Origin of the sequence: Pseudobutyrivibrio sp. OR37, from assembly GCF_900113655.1 — a bacterium.
GTDB lineage: Bacteria > Bacillota > Clostridia > Lachnospirales > Lachnospiraceae > Pseudobutyrivibrio.
Genome location: NZ_FOQF01000010.1, coordinates 1 through 16,382, shown reverse-complemented (window position 1 = coordinate 16,382; position 16,382 = coordinate 1). Strand labels below are relative to the sequence as shown.

The following is a 16,382-nucleotide window of genomic DNA, read 5'->3' as shown; positions in this document are numbered from 1 at the left end:
GGAAATGAAATATTTTTTCAACAATAGTGTATAAAACTTGTGCGTAAAATAGGACTTGTAAACCGTTTATCCACTTTATCCACAAAAAATGTGAACGTTGAGGCGGAGTTATCCACAATTTATAAAAACGAATGTTTTGTTCCAATTAGACAAAAGTGGGCAAATTGCTAAATTTGCTTGACTTTAAAAGTGAGAATCAGCAAACGAAAATTTGCGTGTATTATCAGACAATATCTTTTATTGGAGATTATTTCACAAAATCTTCACGATTATCTAAATATATTGTGACTTGTGAATTTGCATAAATAAATATAAGTTTACTATTTCCTTTTTTGGTTATTTATATTAAAATGGGCATAGGTTATGTGAATTTGTATGCAAAAAACAGTATAAGCATTGTTAATATTGCCTATAAAACTAGGAGGTAATCTATATGATTTCTAATCAAATCATGCAAAACACAATAGAAGGTTTACATCAGCTTACGAAAATAGACTTAGCTATTACTGATTCAGAAGGTGTAGTATGTGCATCTACATTTAATGATACAGCTCAGCTTTCCGATGCAGTTGCAGTTTTTGCAGCATCCGAGGCAGATAGCCAGGTCGCACTTGGATATCATTTCTTCAAAGTGTTTGATGATTCCCAGTTGGAGTTTGTTATTCTTGCCCATGGTGATAACGAGGAAGCTTCGACTGTAGGTAAAATTGCAGCTCTTCATGTTCAGGAGCTTATGATTGCCTATAAGGAAAGATTTGATAAGGATAACTTCATCAAGAACCTTCTATTAGATAACTTACTTCTTGTGGATATCTATAATCGCTCAAAGAAGCTTCATGTGGATATCAATGCTCGAAGAGTAGTTATGATCGTAGAAGTTGGTCCAGATAAGGACGGGGATGAGCTTGATAGAGTGCGTTCAGTATTTGGTGGCAAGACAAAGGATTTTGTTACTGCAGTTGATGAGCATAATATCATCGTCGTTAAGGAATTAGGCGAAAACGACACCTATGATGATGTTGAAAAGATTGCAGCAGTTATTATCGATGCCTTCCATGATAAAGATTCTAAGAATATTAGAGTTTCTTATGGAACAGTTGTAGGAGAAATAAAAGAAGTTTCTCGTTCATATAAAGAAGCTAATATGGCAATGGATGTTGGTAAAATCTTCTTTAGCGACAAGAAAATCATTGCTTACTCAGCACTTGGTATAGGACGTCTTATTTATCAGCTTCCTATTCCTCTTTGCAAAATGTTTATATCTGAGATTTTTGATAATAAGTCTCCTGATGATTTCGACGAAGAGACACTTACTACTATTGCAAAGTTCTTCGAAAACAGTCTTAACGTTTCAGAAACATCAAGACAGCTATACATACACCGTAACACTTTAGTTTATCGTCTTGATAAGCTGGAGAAGAGTACTGGACTTGATTTGAGAGTCTTTGAGGATGCTATTACATTTAAAATCGCACTCATGGTTGTTAAGTACATGAAATACATGGAGGATGAGAAGTTTTAATGATACGATTAGATCACGTTAGTAAGTCATACGAGGTTGGCAAGCCAGCCTTAGAAGATGTGACTATTCATATTGATCCGGGCGAGTTTGTTTTTATCGTTGGTGACAGTGGTTCTGGTAAATCAACACTTATTAGATTATTACTTAAGGAACTAGAGCCTACAAAAGGCAAAATATATATTAATGGACAGGATTTAAAGAAGGTAACACACAAAAAGATTCCAATGTACAGAAGAAATGTTGGAGTTGTATTCCAAAACTTTAGATTGCTTCCAGACCGCAATGTTTATGAAAATGTTGCGTTCGCAATGAAGGTAGTTGAGTCTTCTAATAGAGATATCAAAAAGAAGGTTCCTACAATCCTTTCTTTGGTAGGATTGGCAGCTAAATATAAATCTCGCCCTAGTCAGTTATCAGGTGGAGAGCAGCAGCGTGTAGCTATAGCAAGGGCGCTGGTTAATGAGCCAAAGATTATTTTGGCAGATGAGCCTACAGGAAATCTTGATAGCGATAATACTTGGGAAATTATGAAGCTTCTTGACGAAATCAATCAAAGAGGCACTACAGTACTTGTAGTTACTCACAATATGGAAATCGTCAGAGCAATGAATAAAAGGGTTATCACCATTAAAAAAGGCGTGGTAGTCAGCGACGTTGGAGGTGATGACTATGAAGATTAGTACACATTTATACAACATAGGTCAGGGACTTAAGAATGTATGGAGAAACAAAATGTTTTCCCTTGCATCAATAGCTACCATGACTGCATGTATATTCTTATTTGGTATTTTTTATTCATTAGGAACTAATTTTCAATCCATGGTAAAGACAGCTGAAGAGGGAGTTGCTGTTACTGTTTTCTTCAATGAAGGAACCACAAAGGCTCGTATCGAAGAAATAGGAAAAGAAATTTCCAAAAGACCAGAGGTTTCTAGCTACGATTACATTTCAGCAGAACAGGCCTGGGAGGATTATCAAAAGGAATATTTCGGAGACAATCCAGCCTTAGCTGCTGGCTTCGCAGATGATAATCCACTTGCTAATTCAGCAAACTACGAAATTTATCTTAGTGACGTTTCTATGCAGTCTACCTTAGTATCCTTCCTTGAGGGATTGGATGGAGTTAGACAGGTTAATAAATCAGAGGTTGCCGCAAAGACACTTACTGATATTAATAAAGCGATTACTATCGTATCAATGGCGATTGTCGTTATACTTCTTGCAGTTTCTGTGTTCCTTATTAGTAATACAGTAATGGTGGGTATTTCTGTTCGCCGTGAGGAAATAGCTATCATGAAGCTTATTGGAGCAAAAGATGCATTCGTTAGACAGCCATTCGTTGTTGAAGGTATCTTCATTGGTTTAATCGGTTCTGCTATTCCGCTTATATTGCTTTATTTTATATACGGAAAGGTTATCAGCTATGCTGCCAGCGAATTTAATTTCTTAAGTAACATGGTAACCTTCATTCCAATTGAAACTATATTCAGAACCCTGGTTCCAATATCACTTGTACTCGGTATCGGCATTGGATGGATTGGATCTAGAGTGACATTGCATAAACATCTTAGAGTTTAGTATAATATATGAGATTTGTAAGTGCCTTGGCGTATGCTTTGGCACTTTGTCACTATTATAGAGAAATAGAGAGGCATAAAAATGAACGAAGAATTAGACTTGAACGTTACATCAGAGATTCAGCCAAAAGCCAAAAAGGGCCCAATTATTTTAAGCTTAATCATTGGTATGCTGCTTGGCGCTGTGGTAGTTGTGGCTATATTATTTGTAGTTGCTACTCAAAAAACTGGACAGATAGATGATGCTTCGGCAGATGTTATCGAAGCTATTAACGAAGACAAATTACCAGAGGGCCAGAATTTAATCTCAGGTAAATCTGCCAGCAAGCTAGAGACATTGATTTATATTCTAAATAATTACTATTATAAAGATATCGATAAGCAGGCTATGGTAGATGGCATTTATGCCGGTCTTGTTGAAAGCCTGGATGATCCATATTCTGCTTACTACACTGAAGAAGAGTACAAGGATTTAATGCAGACCTTGACAGGTAACTACGCCGGAATTGGTGCGTTACTTCAAAAGGATATAAAGTCAGGCGAGGTTACTATTACAAAGGTGTATGCTAATACACCAGCTGAAAAGGTAGGACTTGTTGCAGGAGATAGCATTGTATCAGCGGACGGTAATCTTGCAGTAGATGAGGATCTGGATGAATTTGTTCAGCACATCCGTGGTGAAGAAGGAACAGATGTAAAGCTTGTTATTTTCAGAGATGGCAAGGAGATGGAGCTTACCTGCACCAGAGCATCCATTGCTACACCTACTGTTGAGCACCAAATGCTAGAAGGTAATGTTGGCTATATTGCAGTTTCTCAGTTTACAGAACACACCTATGATGATTTCGTTGAAGCCTATAAGGACCTCGAAAATCAAGGAATGAAGTCTGTAATTTTTGATATGAGAAATAACGGCGGAGGTTTAGTTGATTCTGTGGTCGACATGCTTGATTACCTGCTTCCAGAAGGAACTGTTGTTTACACAATGGATAAAGATGGCAACCGTGAGGATTACACCTCTAAAGGTTCAAGCTATAAATCAATTCCTATGACAGTACTTGTAAATGAGAACACTGCTTCTGCAGCAGAAATCTTTACAGGCGCCATAAGAGATTTCAAATATGGAACAATTATTGGAACCAATACCTTCGGTAAGGGAATTGTTCAATCAACCATTCCACTTAGTGATGGTTCAGCTGTAAAGCTTACAACACAGACCTATTATACTCCTAGTGGTGAGTGCATCCACGGTAAAGGCATCGCCCCAGACATCGAATTAGAATATGAATTCCAGGGCGGCCCAGAGGACAAATACGACGTAACCCTCGACAACCAAATCCAAAAGGCACTCGAGGTATTGTCAAAACAATAGTCCATCTTTAAAACGTATACATATAAAATAGCCCGCAGTAATCAAGTAATTAAGTGTGTATAAATAGCCTGTAGCTACCAAGCATCTAAGCATGTATAAATAGCCTGTAGCTATCAAGCTCTAAGTATTATAAGTAGCCTGTAGCTATCAAGCATTAGTATTACTAAGCGAGACATCTAGTCGAGCGTGTAATACTAAGGCTTGAGAGCGTAACAGGCGAGCCAAAGACTAGGGTAGCTTGAGAACATAACAGGCGAGGAAAGAGGTGATTTCGTGATAGAACTTGATCAGTTCAAACAGCGACTATTGTCGCAAAAGAATTCTATGACGGAAGTGAGGGATTCACTTTGACGTCGCAGCCAAAAAAGCACGTATAGAAGAACTAGAGCGTGAAATGGAAGCTCCTGATTTTTGGACAGATGCAACCACATCTACCGCCAAAATGAAGGAACTTAAGTCCATGAAGGACGACGTGGCTGTAATTGATAAAATTGAAGAATTATATAAGGAAATAGAAGATTATATAGAGCTTGGCAATGAGGAAGAGGACCAAGAAATTGTAGATACAGTTGGTCTTTTGCTTGAAGAATTTGAAGATTCGTTAGATAAGCTTCGAATGAAGACTCTTTTGTCAGGCGAATATGACGGCGATAATGCAATCGTTACCCTGCATTCAGGGGCAGGCGGAGTAGAGGCCTGCGACTGGGTACAAATGCTTTATAGAATGTATAGTCGCTGGGCATCCGATGAGGGCTTTGAGGTAGAGGAATTGGATTATCTTGAAGGTGATGAAGCAGGAATCAAATCTGTAACCTTCCAGATTAATGGCGAAAATGCCTATGGCTTTTTCAAGTCTGAAAAAGGTATTCATCGTCTGGTTCGAATTTCTCCATTTAATGCTCAGGGCAAGAGACAAACTTCCTTTGCATCATGTGATGTAATGCCAGATATCAAAGAGGATGTTGATGTAGAAATAAAGGATGAGGATATTCGTATAGATACTTATCGTTCATCAGGTGCTGGTGGTCAGCATATCAATAAAACAAGCTCTGCTATTCGTATTACACATTTCCCTACAGGAATTGTGGTTACTTGTCAGAACGAGCGAAGCCAGCATCAAAATAAAGACAAAGCTATGCAAATGCTGAAGACAAAGCTTCTTCTACTAAAACAGGAAGAAAATGCAGCAAAGGCAAGCGGAATCCGTGGAGAGGTTTCAGAAATCGGTTGGGGCAATCAGATTCGCTCCTACGTACTTCAGCCTTACACCATGGTTAAAGACTTACGTACAGGCGAGGAAACTGGTAATGCAGATGCAGTATTAGATGGTAAAGTTACCCCATTTATGAATGCATATCTTAAGTGGCTATCGCTTGGCTGTCCAGATCGTGGAGAAATGGATGCAGATTAACTTGCTTTAAAATTCAATAAATGGTATTATCTTCTGAACAAATACAAATGTATTTGTGGGAAAGACACCTACGGAGGGATTATGGCGGATAAAACAACATATTATGTATTAAAGGAAAAAGCTGTACCTGATGTACTATTAAAGGTTGTTGCAGCCAAAAAGCTTATAGAAGAAAAGAAATGCTCTGTCCAGGAAGCAACTGAATTAGTTGGGATTAGTCGCAGTTCTTTCTATAAGTACAAAGATGATATTGATCCTTTTCATGAGGACACAAAGGGTAAAACTGTCAATGTGGTTATTCAATTGCTGGATGAGCCTGGAATTCTATCCAGAGTTCTTGATGAAATCGCTCATTTCAAGGTTAACATTTTGACAATACACCAAAGTGTTCCCATTGGAGGCTCAGCTTCATTGACATTATCAGTTAAGATTCCTGAAACAGGAGTTGATTATGCTGAATTGGTTAGTGCAATAGAAAATGTGGAAGGTGTTCATTACGTAAAAATTTTAGCAAGGGAGTGACAACATGAAAGTAGCAATTATGGGATATGGAACTATTGGTTCCGGTGTAGCAAAGGTTTTAGATACCAACAAGGACATAATTAAAGAGCGACTTGGTGAAGAGTTGGATTTAAAATACATCTTAGACTTAAGAGATTTCCCTGATGACCCACACAAGGATTGCTTTGTTAAGGATTATAAGGTTATCGCAAAAGATAAGGATGTAAAGCTGGTTGTTGAGACAATGGGTGGCGTTGAGCCTGCATTTACTTTTGTGAAAGCAATGCTTGAGTCTGGTAAATCGGTTACCACATCAAACAAGGCACTTGTAGCAGATAAGGGCGCCGAGCTGATGAAGGTTGCTAAGGATAACGGTACTAATTTCGTATTTGAAGCAGCTGTTGGCGGTGGTATTCCTATTATTCGTACACTTACAGCTTGCCTTACAGGTGATGTTATCGAGGAAATAGATGCTATCTGTAACGGTACAACCAATTACATGCTTACTAATATGGAACAGTTTGGAAGTGATTACGACCAAATCCTATCAGAAGCACAATCCCTAGGTTACGCTGAAAAAGACCCTACAGCTGATGTGGAAGGTCATGACAGCTGCCGCAAGATTGCTATACTTACATCAATCGTCACTGGAAAGAATGTTGATTATAAAGACATCCCAACAGAGGGCATTAGTAAAATCACAGCTACAGATTTTAAATATGCTAAATCTATGGGCTATAGCATCAAGCTGGTAGCAAGAAGCGCTAAAAAGGGCGATACCTATTCATGTAGGGTAGCGCCATTCTTGGTTAAGCCAGAGCAGATGCTTTACCATGTTTCAGGGGTTATGAACGCAGTTGCTGTTATCGGCAATATGCTTGGAGAATCTCTCTACTACGGCGCCGGAGCAGGTGCGCTTCCTACAGCATCAGCAGTTGTAGGTGACTTAGTATTCCTTGCAAGAAATACAGATAAGCATGTAAGAATTGGTTGGGCAAACGAAAAAATAGAGCTTGCAAATCCAAATGAGCAACGCTTTAAATATTTCGTCCGCACATCAGCACTTCAGTCTAATATAGAAAACGAATTCGAAAACGTACATTATACAGATTTAGACCTTGATGATGAAACAGCCTTCATCACCGAAGAAATGACAGAAGCTGAATTCGCCGAGCGTAAAGCAGCCCTCGGCGGCGTAAAAAGCGTCATCCGTTTCTTCTAGGAAGTATTTTGGTAACTGTAAATTTTAGATGAGCATTAATAGTAGACAATTATTATTTTACTAAAGCGAATCATGTTAGATGAGCGTAGTGAAATAATGATTGTCTACGTAATTAATGCGGACTTGGAGATGTTATGTATATTACTTGTTTAGATTTAGAGGGAGTTTTAGTTCCAGAAATCTGGATCGAATTTGCGGAGGCCGCAGGCATTCCTGAGCTTAAGAAGACTACAAGAGACGAGCCAGATTACGATAAGCTTATGAAGTATCGTATTGATATTTTGAATGAGCATGGCCTTGGCTTAAAGGAAATTCAGGCTACAATCGAAAAGATTAATCCGCTTCCAGGCGCAAAGGAATTTTTAGATAAGCTAAGAGCTAATGGCCAGGTAATAATTCTTAGCGATACATTTTCACAGTTTGCAATGCCACTAATGAAAAAGCTTGGCTATCCTGCCATCTTCTGCAATGAGCTGGAGGTTTCTGCAGATGGTAAGATTACAGGCTATAGAATGCGCTGTGATAAGAGTAAGCTTACTACAGTAAAGGCACTTCAGTCTTGTGGCTTTGAAACAATTGCTAGCGGTGATAGCTATAACGATCTTGGCATGATTGAAAATTCAAAGGCTGGCTTCTTATTTAGAAGCACAGATGAGATTAAAAAGGCATATCCTGATATTCCCGCATTTGAGGAATACGAGGATTTATACCGCGCAATTACTGATGCGCAGAAATAAAATATGAGGCATATTACTCCCTACATAAGTGGGGAGTTTTTTTGTGCAAACTGTAGTTAATGCTTGTCATATATTTATTGAAAGATTACAAAAATAGTGAATGTGTACAGAAAACGACTAATTTGTAAAAAGAATATGTTGAAATTTACCCATGTTTGGGGTATTATGTATTTACAAAAGTTAATAAATGCCCGTGAGAGATGAGAATGTGGCTGTGAGAAAGAGATGAGCTCTTTGGTCTATAGGCATGTTCTTTTTTTGTGCCTATAGTTAGGAGATAGGGGTATCTTAAAGGAGTATAAATAATGCATAGAGCTTTCATCGAAAAGCTGGAGGCTAATCCAGTAATTGCAGCCATAAAGGACGACAAAGGATTAGAAAAAGCCATTGAAACAGATTGTGAAATAATCTTTATATTATATGGGGACGTTTGCACGATACCAAATATCGTGGGACGAATTAAGGATTCAGGGAAAATCGCAATGGTACATTTAGACCTTATAACAGGTCTGAATAATACAAAAGAAATCTCAGTCGACTTTATTAAGAATAATACCAAGGCGGATGGAATTATAACCACAAAGGGGAACCTCATCGGAAGGGCAAAGGAGTTAGGTTTATACACAGTGCTTAGATATTTCGTAATTGACAGCATGGCTCTTGTAAATATAGAAAAGCAGGATCGTCATGGAATATCTCAGCCAGATGTCATCGAAATCCTACCTGGAATAGTGCTTCCAAAGATAATCAAAAAGGTGAATGCAGTTAGCCGCGTTCCCGTTTTGGCAGGAGGGCTTATCAGTGATAGAGATGATGTAATGAATGCACTAAATAATGGGGTGCTGGCCGTATCAACCACTAACGAGGATGTATGGCAGCTTTAGTTGCGTTCCCTAACTCCATATAACTTGAAATAGCCATAGGGCAAAGAAGGAGGAGTAATAATGGCAAAATACGTAATGGCATTGGATGCCGGAACAACAAGTAACAGATGTATCCTTTTCAACGAAAAAGGCGAGATGTGCTCTGTTGCACAGAAGGAATTCACTCAGTACTTCCCACAGCCAGGTTGGGTTGAGCATGATGCAAACGAAATTTGGCAGACACAGCTTTCTGTAGCACGTGCAGCTATGCAGAAGGTTGGCGCTACAGCAGAAGATATCGCAGCAATCGGTATCACAAACCAGCGTGAGACTGTTATCGTTTGGGACAGAGCAACAGGACAGCCAATACATCACGCTATTGTTTGGCAGTGCCGTCGTACAGCAGATTTTGCTGAGCAGATGAAGGGAAAGATTCCAGGAATCGTTGAAAAATTCCAGCAGAAGACTGGTCTTAAGTTTGATCCATACTTCTCAGGAACAAAGATCCGTTGGATTCTGGACAACGTTGAAGGTGCTAGAGAAAGAGCGGAAAAAGGTGAGCTTTGCTTCGGTACTGTAGATTCATGGTTAATCTACAAGCTTACAAAGGGCAAGGTACACGTTACAGATTACTCTAACGCTTCAAGAACATTGTTATTTAACATTAATACGCTTGAGTGGGATGATGAGCTTTGCCAGATTCTTGATATTCCAAAGAGCATGCTTCCAGAAGCTAAGCCTTCTAGCTGCATCTATGGTGAGTCTGACCCAGAGTTCTTCGGTGGCCCAATTCGCATCGCTGGCGCAGCTGGTGATCAGCAGGCAGCCCTTTTCGGACAGACCTGCTACAACGAAGGCGAGGCAAAGAACACATACGGAACAGGTTGCTTCATGCTTATGAACACAGGTGACAAGCCAATCTTCTCTAAGAACGACCTTCTTACAACTATCGCTTGGGGATTAGATGGTAAGGTTACATACGCACTTGAAGGTTCTGTATACGTTGCTGGTGCTGCTATCCAGTGGCTTCGTGATGAATTAAAGATTGTTGATTCTTCACCAGATTCAGAATACTTCGCAACTCGTGTTAAGGATACAAACGGATGCTACGTTGTACCTGCATTTACAGGTCTTGGTGCTCCATATTGGGATCCATACGCACGTGGAGCAATCACAGGTCTTACTCGTGGTGTTAACAAATATCACATCATCAGAGCAACACTTGAATCACTTGCATATCAAACCTATGATGTACTTCATGCTATGGAGCTTGACTCTGGAAAGCATCTTACATCACTTAAGGTTGACGGTGGTGCATCAAACAACAACTTCTTGATGCAGTTCCAGTCAGACATTATCAACACTAACGTACTTCGTCCAAGCTGCGTAGAAACAACAGCTATGGGTGCTGCATACTTGGCAGGTCTTGCAGTAGGCTACTGGAAGAGCAAAGAAGACGTTATTAAGAACTGGGCAGTTGATAAAGAATTCAAACCAGAGATGCCAGATGAGACACGTAACAAGTGCATCAAAGGCTGGTCACAAGCTGTAGCCGCAACCCGCGGATGGGCTAAGGAGTAATAGGCTTCCCCTTTTGGGGGAAGCTGTCACCGAAGGTGACTGATGAGGGCGCGTAGTTAATAAAAAAACTAAATATCAGGGGGTAAATGTATATGTCAGTATATTTGGGAGAATTTATTGGTACTATTTTACTTGTCTTACTTGGAGACGGTGTTTGCTGTAACGTTTCCTTGAATAAATCTGGTTTCAAGGGCGGCGGAGCAGTTCACATCCTTATCGGTTGGGGAATGGCAGTTATGGTTCCTGCCTTTGCAATGAGCAATTTTACAGGATGCCCTTCAGCATTTAACCCAGCAGTTACAATCGGTCTTGCAATCAGATCTGGTGACTGGAGCACAGTTCCAGGACAGATTGTTGCTCAGATGCTTGGCGGTTTCATAGGTGCAGCCATCCTTATTTTCCTTTATGGCGATCATATTAGAGAGACAGCTGATGATGCAGTAGTACGCGGATGCTTCTGTACAGCACCATCTATTCCAAATCAGGTTAAGAACTTTGCTTCTGAGTTTTGCGCTACATTCGTGCTTGTGTTTACACTTGCACTTATTCCAGCCGGCGAAGACAGAACAGTTTGGATTCTTGTATATGGTGTAATCGTAGCTTGCGGTGCTTCATTTGGCGGTCTTACAGGATACGCAATGAACGCAGCAAGAGATACAGCTCCTCGTCTTGCTTATCTATGCCTTGCACCTAACTTTGGTAAGAAAGATGGAAACTGGAGCTATGGATGGATTCCAGCTGTAGCACCTATCTGCGGCGGTGTTGTTGCATCACTTCTTTACAATGCACTTGCAGCAGCTCAGATGTTTGGCTAAAAAGTTAACCATTTTTTATCAACCTATATAAGTATTTCAGTATTCAATACTGGAACCATTTTAAAACTAAACTATTGTATACACTGAGGATTGGAGTCGGTATTGAACGCATGATGAGATGCGTCTAATTTCTGACTCCTTTTTTCTTAATAATTTTTAAAGTTAGGAGATTAAATTATGTTGTATGATGTCATAATCATAGGCGCAGGCGTTTCTGGCAGCGCAATAGCAAGAGAGCTTTCAAGATATGAAGCAAATGTCTGTGTTCTAGAAAAATGTGAGGATGTTTGCGAAGGAACATCAAAGGCTAATTCAGCAATTGTACATGCAGGCTTTGACGCAGCTGCAGGATCATTGATGGCAAAATTGAATGTACGTGGAAATGAAATGATGGATGACCTCTGCCGAGATTTGGACATCCCATTCAAAAGAAATGGTTCCATGGTTGTATGCATTCACAAGGAAGCATTATCAGGACTGCAGGACCTTTACGACAGAGGAATCAAAAACGGCGTTAAGGATATGAAAATCCTAACTCGCGAGGAGGCTTTGGAACTTGAGCCAAACCTTTCTGATAATGTTGAAGGAGCTTTACTTGCACCAACAGGTGGCATTATCTGCCCATTCAAGCTAAACATTGCAATGGCTGAAAATGCTAACGTGAACGGTGTTGATTTCAGATTTAATACTAAGGTCGAAGACGTTAAAAAAGATGAAAAAGGGTTATGGCATATTCGCACCAACAATGGCGAGTATGTAACAAAATATGTTGTTAATGCAGCAGGTGTTTATTCGGGAGTAATCCACAACATGGTAAGCAAGGACGATGATAAAATCGAAATCATCCCAAGACGAGGTGATTACTGCTTGCTTGATAAAGAGGTTGGCACTCATGTATCACATACAATCTTCCCACAGCCAACAAATCTTGGTAAGGGCGTACTTGTATCACCTACTGTTCATGGCAACCTTATTGTTGGACCAACTGCTATTGATATTGACGACAAGGAAGGAACAAATACAACAGCAGAGGGTATTGGAGATTTAATCGCAAAGGCAAATGACCACGTAAAGAATCTTCCTATGAGAAAGGTTATCACATCATTTGCAGGACTTCGTGCTCACGAGGCAAGACACGAATTCATCATTGGCGAGGTAGAAGGAGCACCACACTTCATCGACTGCGCAGCTATCGAATCTCCAGGCCTAACATCTTCTCCAGCAATCGGTGAGATGGTAGGAAATATGTTGAAGGATATGATGGGGCTTTCAAAAAAGGCTAATTGGATTAGCACAAGAAAGGACGTAATGAACCCAGCAGACCTTTCAGTTGAAGAAAGAAATGAATTAATTAAGAAAAATCCAGCTTATGGAAATATTATTTGTAGATGTGAATCAATTTCAGAGGGAGAAATTTTAGACGCTATCCACAGACCACTTGGCGCACGTTCTCTTGACGGTGTAAAGAGAAGAACACGTGCTGGTATGGGAAGATGTCAGGCAGGCTTCTGCTCTCCAAAGACAATGGAAATTCTCCACAGAGAATTAGGTCTTCCTTATGAGGAGATTACAAAGAGTGGTGGACGTTCAAATATCGTAATGGAACGCACCAAGAATCAGAAGGGAGGCAACAACTAATGACAAATTATGATATCGTAATCGTAGGCGGCGGCCCAGCAGGTCTCGCAGCCGCAGTATCAGCAAGAAATGCTGGTGTTGAAAAGATTCTTATTTTAGAAAGAGACAAGGAATTAGGAGGAATCCTAAATCAGTGCATTCATAACGGATTTGGTCTTCACACCTTCAAGGAGGAGCTTACAGGTCCAGAATATGCATATCGTTTTATTGAAAAAGTATTGGATGCAAAAATCGAATATAAATTAAACACAATGGTAATGGACATCTCTGAGGATAGAGTTGTAACAGCTATGAGCCGTGAGGACGGAATGTATCAGATCAAGGCTGGCGCAGTTATCCTTGCCATGGGATGCCGTGAGCGTCCAAGAGGAGCCTTAAACATTCCAGGCTACAGACCAGCAGGAATCTTTTCTGCAGGTACAGCCCAGCGCCTTGTTAATATCGAAGGCTACATGCCAGGCCGCGAGGTGGTAATCCTGGGCTCTGGTGATATCGGACTTATCATGGCTCGTCGTATGACACTTGAGGGAGCAAAGGTAAAGGTTGTTGCTGAGCTTATGCCATACTCAGGTGGATTAAAGAGAAATATCGTACAGTGTCTGGATGACTTTGGCATTCCACTTAAGCTTAGCCACACTGTTGTAGATATCGAGGGCAAGGAGCATCTTACAGCTGTTACCATTGCTCAGGTTGATAATCACGGAAAGCCAATTCCAGGAACGGAAGAAAGATACACCTGTGATACTTTGCTTCTTTCTTGTGGACTCATTCCAGAAAACGAGCTTTCAAGAAATGCAGGGGTAGAGATGAGCCCAATCACAAGCGGCCCAGTTGTAAACGAATCCCTTGAAACTAATATCCCAGGCGTATTTGCCTGCGGCAACGTACTTCACGTACATGACCTTGTTGATTACGTTTCAGAGGAAGCGGATAGAGCAGGTAAGAATGCTGCCAAATTTATCAAGGGCGAGCTTGCAGAAGGCTCTTCAAATGAAATCGAAATTGTTGCAACAGAAGGTGCCCGCTACACAGTTCCATCTACAATCGATGTAGATAGAATGGACGACAAGCTCACAGTAAGATTCAGAGTAGGAGCAGTATTCAAGGATTCCTACGTAAGCGTTTACTTCGATGATGAAAGAGTAATGCATAACAAAAAACGAATCATGGCACCAGGCGAAATGGAGCAGGTAATCCTTCTTAAGGACAAGCTTGCCGAAAAGCCAGGATTAAAGAAAATCACAGTAAAGATTGAGAACGAGTAAAAGGAGGGCGAAGATAATGGAAAAGAGAGAGTTAACCTGTATCGGCTGCCCAATGGGATGTCAGATAACAGTAGAATTAGAAAACGGTGAGGTGGTTTCAGTAACAGGAAACACCTGCGGCATTGGTGATAAATATGCTAGAAACGAGGTAACCCATCCAGAGCGAACAGTTACTTCAACAGCAATTATACTTGGTGGAGATAAACCACGTGTATCAGTAAAAACTGCAAGCAACATTCCAAAGGATAAAATCAACGCCGTAATGCGAGAAATAGATGCAGCAGTAATGCATGCACCAATCCACATCGGTGATGTAGTAGTAAAAGATGTCTGTGGCACTGGCGTAGACGTAATTGCAACTCGTAACGTAGAAACAGTATAAACAAAAAGCCTTCCCCTTGAGGGGAAGGTGCCCCTTAGGGGCGGATGAGGTGTCTTTACAAAGTTGCTAACAAATTGAATTTTATATATACTTAACTAGAACAATAATCCTAGGAGAGTATACATGAAAAAAAGAATCATCGGCCTTGATATCCTCCGCGATATCGGTGTCATTTTTATTTTTTTATATCATTTCTGTATCGAATATATTAATCTGGCTCAGGGAACAGATCCTCTGATGCCATCTCTTAATTATTTCGCAAATCTTTGGGCACGCCCAGCCAGCTTGTTTTTATTTATAATTTCAGGCTATGCACTTATGTACAATAAGGAAAGCCAGCTGCCTTTAAAGGATTATTACCGTAGACGTTTCAAAGGATTATATATCCCATTTTATATCGCATATACGATAATGTTTCTTGCCTACTTTGCAGTAAATAACGTTGCAGCAGGCTCAACCTCACCAATGTATATGTTCGTATTTACGATACTTGGTGTGGATGCACTTGTTCAGGAAATGAGCGGAGGCCTTGGCTTTTACCTTATAGGCGAGTGGTTCATGTCCTGCATAGTACTTTGTTATCTGCTTTTCCCATTATTGGCAAAGCTTATGCAAAAATTTAAATATATCCTTTTAGCACTGCTGATTATTTGGAGCGGATGTCTGTTATTTATAAATAATCCATTCCCAATTCAGGTAGAGCACAATCCATTATTTGTACTTTTGTACTTCTATATAGGAATGCTGCTCTATGATTTAGTTGGTCACAAGGAAATCTCAAAATCATTTAGAATCATCGGCACTGTTATTTCAGTGGTAATATTTATATACCTGTTAATCGCAGGCTACACAGCCTTTGTGGATGTGCTTCCAGCAAAAGCCTTCGAGGTTGTATGTGCCATCTGGTCACTTGCAATGTTTATAGCTATCAGAGATGTGGATATATCACCTGAAAAGAAATCCTACAAGTGGATAACCTACATTTCCGGAATCAGTTGGAATATAATTTTAGTTCATCACATGATAATTATTTTGCTTTTCAGACATTACGATATACAGCTTTACAGCAGACGCGAAACCTTCACCTTGCTACTTCTTGCAATGGCTCTCACATGGATTTTCGCAATCGCAGTTGGCAGATTATCAAGCAATGTTAAAAAGGCTTTTAAATAAGATTTAGAAATAGTCTAGCGGTGATATGTCAAGATGAAAAATCTTGAAAAGTCCCTTTCTTTTTGGTTATTTTTCAAAAAAGAAAGAACGACCGCCTAAGCCCTGCCGTACTGTTTCAAAAAAACAGGGCGTTAACTCCTAAAGTAGTATTTACTACTTTGAAACAGGAGCTTTGTATAGCTGATTAGTCTTCAGCATACTGTAGACCAATCTAGCAAATTTACGGGCAGTAAGTGCGAGTGCGCGTTTGTGCTGGTTCCTGTTGACTTCTTTGTATTTGATGTCATAGAAGCGCTTGTATTCTGTGTCGCAACACACGTGAG

At 40.1% G+C, this 16,382-nt stretch carries 15 protein-coding genes; all 15 read left to right on the top strand.

The window, feature by feature from the left end:
- The first annotated feature begins 433 nt into the window (after positions 1-433).
- Positions 434-1,522 carry a PucR family transcriptional regulator gene (locus BM097_RS06575; RefSeq protein ID WP_090547187.1) on the top strand — a complete coding sequence of 363 codons (1,089 nt, stop codon included), beginning with the start codon at positions 434-436 and terminating at the stop codon, positions 1,520-1,522.
- Entirely contained in the window at positions 1,522-2,202 is a 681-nt protein-coding gene (gene ftsE, locus BM097_RS06570) for a cell division ATP-binding protein FtsE (protein ID WP_090547184.1), read from the top strand. Before BM097_RS06575 ends, ftsE begins: the two co-directional genes overlap by 1 nt.
- Positions 2,192-3,100, top strand: coding sequence for a permease-like cell division protein FtsX (gene ftsX / locus BM097_RS06565; RefSeq protein ID WP_090547182.1), 909 nt, complete (start codon positions 2,192-2,194; stop codon positions 3,098-3,100). Before ftsE ends, ftsX begins: the two co-directional genes overlap by 11 nt.
- Positions 3,101-3,181: 81 nt before the next feature.
- Positions 3,182-4,471, top strand: coding sequence for a S41 family peptidase (locus BM097_RS06560; RefSeq protein WP_090547179.1), 1,290 nt, complete (start codon positions 3,182-3,184; stop codon positions 4,469-4,471).
- Between the two features lie 273 nt (positions 4,472-4,744).
- Positions 4,745-5,882 (top strand): peptide chain release factor 2 gene (prfB, locus tag BM097_RS06555; RefSeq protein WP_143084964.1). Its coding sequence is split into 2 segments (ribosomal slippage): positions 4,745-4,819 and positions 4,821-5,882, totalling 1,137 coding nucleotides; the frame shifts between segments, so codons are not numbered across the junction.
- Between the two features lie 81 nt (positions 5,883-5,963).
- Entirely contained in the window at positions 5,964-6,404 is a 441-nt protein-coding gene (locus BM097_RS06550; RefSeq protein WP_090547172.1) for an ACT domain-containing protein, read from the top strand.
- A 4-nt stretch (positions 6,405-6,408) separates the two neighbouring features.
- Entirely contained in the window at positions 6,409-7,605 is a 1,197-nt protein-coding gene (locus tag BM097_RS06545) for a homoserine dehydrogenase (RefSeq protein WP_090547170.1), read from the top strand.
- A 134-nt stretch (positions 7,606-7,739) separates the two neighbouring features.
- A complete protein-coding gene (thrH, locus tag BM097_RS06540) occupies positions 7,740-8,342 on the top strand; it encodes a bifunctional phosphoserine phosphatase/homoserine phosphotransferase ThrH (RefSeq protein ID WP_090547168.1) in 603 nt (200 codons plus the stop codon).
- 305 nt (positions 8,343-8,647) lie between these two features.
- Complete coding sequence (locus tag BM097_RS06535) at positions 8,648-9,226, top strand: glycerol-3-phosphate responsive antiterminator (protein ID WP_090547165.1); 579 nt, start codon at positions 8,648-8,650, stop codon at positions 9,224-9,226.
- 60 nt (positions 9,227-9,286) lie between these two features.
- On the top strand, positions 9,287-10,786 hold the full coding sequence (gene glpK / locus BM097_RS06530) for a glycerol kinase GlpK (protein ID WP_090547163.1): 1,500 nt from the start codon (positions 9,287-9,289) through the stop codon (positions 10,784-10,786).
- A gap of 92 nt (positions 10,787-10,878) precedes the next feature.
- Positions 10,879-11,601 (top strand): MIP/aquaporin family protein, encoded by a 723-nt coding sequence (locus BM097_RS06525; RefSeq protein ID WP_090547161.1) that lies wholly within the window; start codon positions 10,879-10,881, stop codon positions 11,599-11,601.
- Positions 11,602-11,781: 180 nt separating this feature from the next.
- Positions 11,782-13,239 carry an NAD(P)/FAD-dependent oxidoreductase gene (locus BM097_RS06520; RefSeq protein WP_090547367.1) on the top strand — a complete coding sequence of 486 codons (1,458 nt, stop codon included), beginning with the start codon at positions 11,782-11,784 and terminating at the stop codon, positions 13,237-13,239.
- On the top strand, positions 13,239-14,504 hold the full coding sequence (locus tag BM097_RS06515; RefSeq protein WP_090547160.1) for an NAD(P)/FAD-dependent oxidoreductase: 1,266 nt from the start codon (positions 13,239-13,241) through the stop codon (positions 14,502-14,504). The genes BM097_RS06520 and BM097_RS06515 overlap by 1 nt, the downstream gene beginning before the upstream one ends.
- 16 nt (positions 14,505-14,520) lie before the next feature.
- Entirely contained in the window at positions 14,521-14,886 is a 366-nt protein-coding gene (locus BM097_RS06510; protein WP_090547159.1) for a DUF1667 domain-containing protein, read from the top strand.
- A 123-nt stretch (positions 14,887-15,009) separates the two neighbouring features.
- Positions 15,010-16,059: an acyltransferase family protein gene (locus tag BM097_RS06505; protein ID WP_090547158.1), complete on the top strand. Its 1,050-nt coding sequence runs from the start codon at positions 15,010-15,012 to the stop codon at positions 16,057-16,059.
- Positions 16,060-16,382 lie beyond the last annotated feature (323 nt).

Bases quoted from the DNA above. Each gene is read 5' to 3' on its own strand.
- BM097_RS06575 (WP_090547187.1), top strand. From the start codon at position 434: ATGATTTCTAATCAAATCATGCAAAACACAATAGAAGGTTTACATCAG.
- ftsE (WP_090547184.1), top strand. From the start codon at position 1,522: ATGATACGATTAGATCACGTTAGTAAGTCATACGAGGTTGGCAAGCCA.
- ftsX (WP_090547182.1), top strand. From the start codon at position 2,192: ATGAAGATTAGTACACATTTATACAACATAGGTCAGGGACTTAAGAAT.
- BM097_RS06560 (WP_090547179.1), top strand. From the start codon at position 3,182: ATGAACGAAGAATTAGACTTGAACGTTACATCAGAGATTCAGCCAAAA.
- BM097_RS06550 (WP_090547172.1), top strand. From the start codon at position 5,964: ATGGCGGATAAAACAACATATTATGTATTAAAGGAAAAAGCTGTACCT.
- BM097_RS06545 (WP_090547170.1), top strand. From the start codon at position 6,409: ATGAAAGTAGCAATTATGGGATATGGAACTATTGGTTCCGGTGTAGCA.
- thrH (WP_090547168.1), top strand. From the start codon at position 7,740: ATGTATATTACTTGTTTAGATTTAGAGGGAGTTTTAGTTCCAGAAATC.
- BM097_RS06535 (WP_090547165.1), top strand. From the start codon at position 8,648: ATGCATAGAGCTTTCATCGAAAAGCTGGAGGCTAATCCAGTAATTGCA.
- glpK (WP_090547163.1), top strand. From the start codon at position 9,287: ATGGCAAAATACGTAATGGCATTGGATGCCGGAACAACAAGTAACAGA.
- BM097_RS06525 (WP_090547161.1), top strand. From the start codon at position 10,879: ATGTCAGTATATTTGGGAGAATTTATTGGTACTATTTTACTTGTCTTA.
- BM097_RS06515 (WP_090547160.1), top strand. From the start codon at position 13,239: ATGACAAATTATGATATCGTAATCGTAGGCGGCGGCCCAGCAGGTCTC.
- BM097_RS06510 (WP_090547159.1), top strand. From the start codon at position 14,521: ATGGAAAAGAGAGAGTTAACCTGTATCGGCTGCCCAATGGGATGTCAG.
- BM097_RS06505 (WP_090547158.1), top strand. From the start codon at position 15,010: ATGAAAAAAAGAATCATCGGCCTTGATATCCTCCGCGATATCGGTGTC.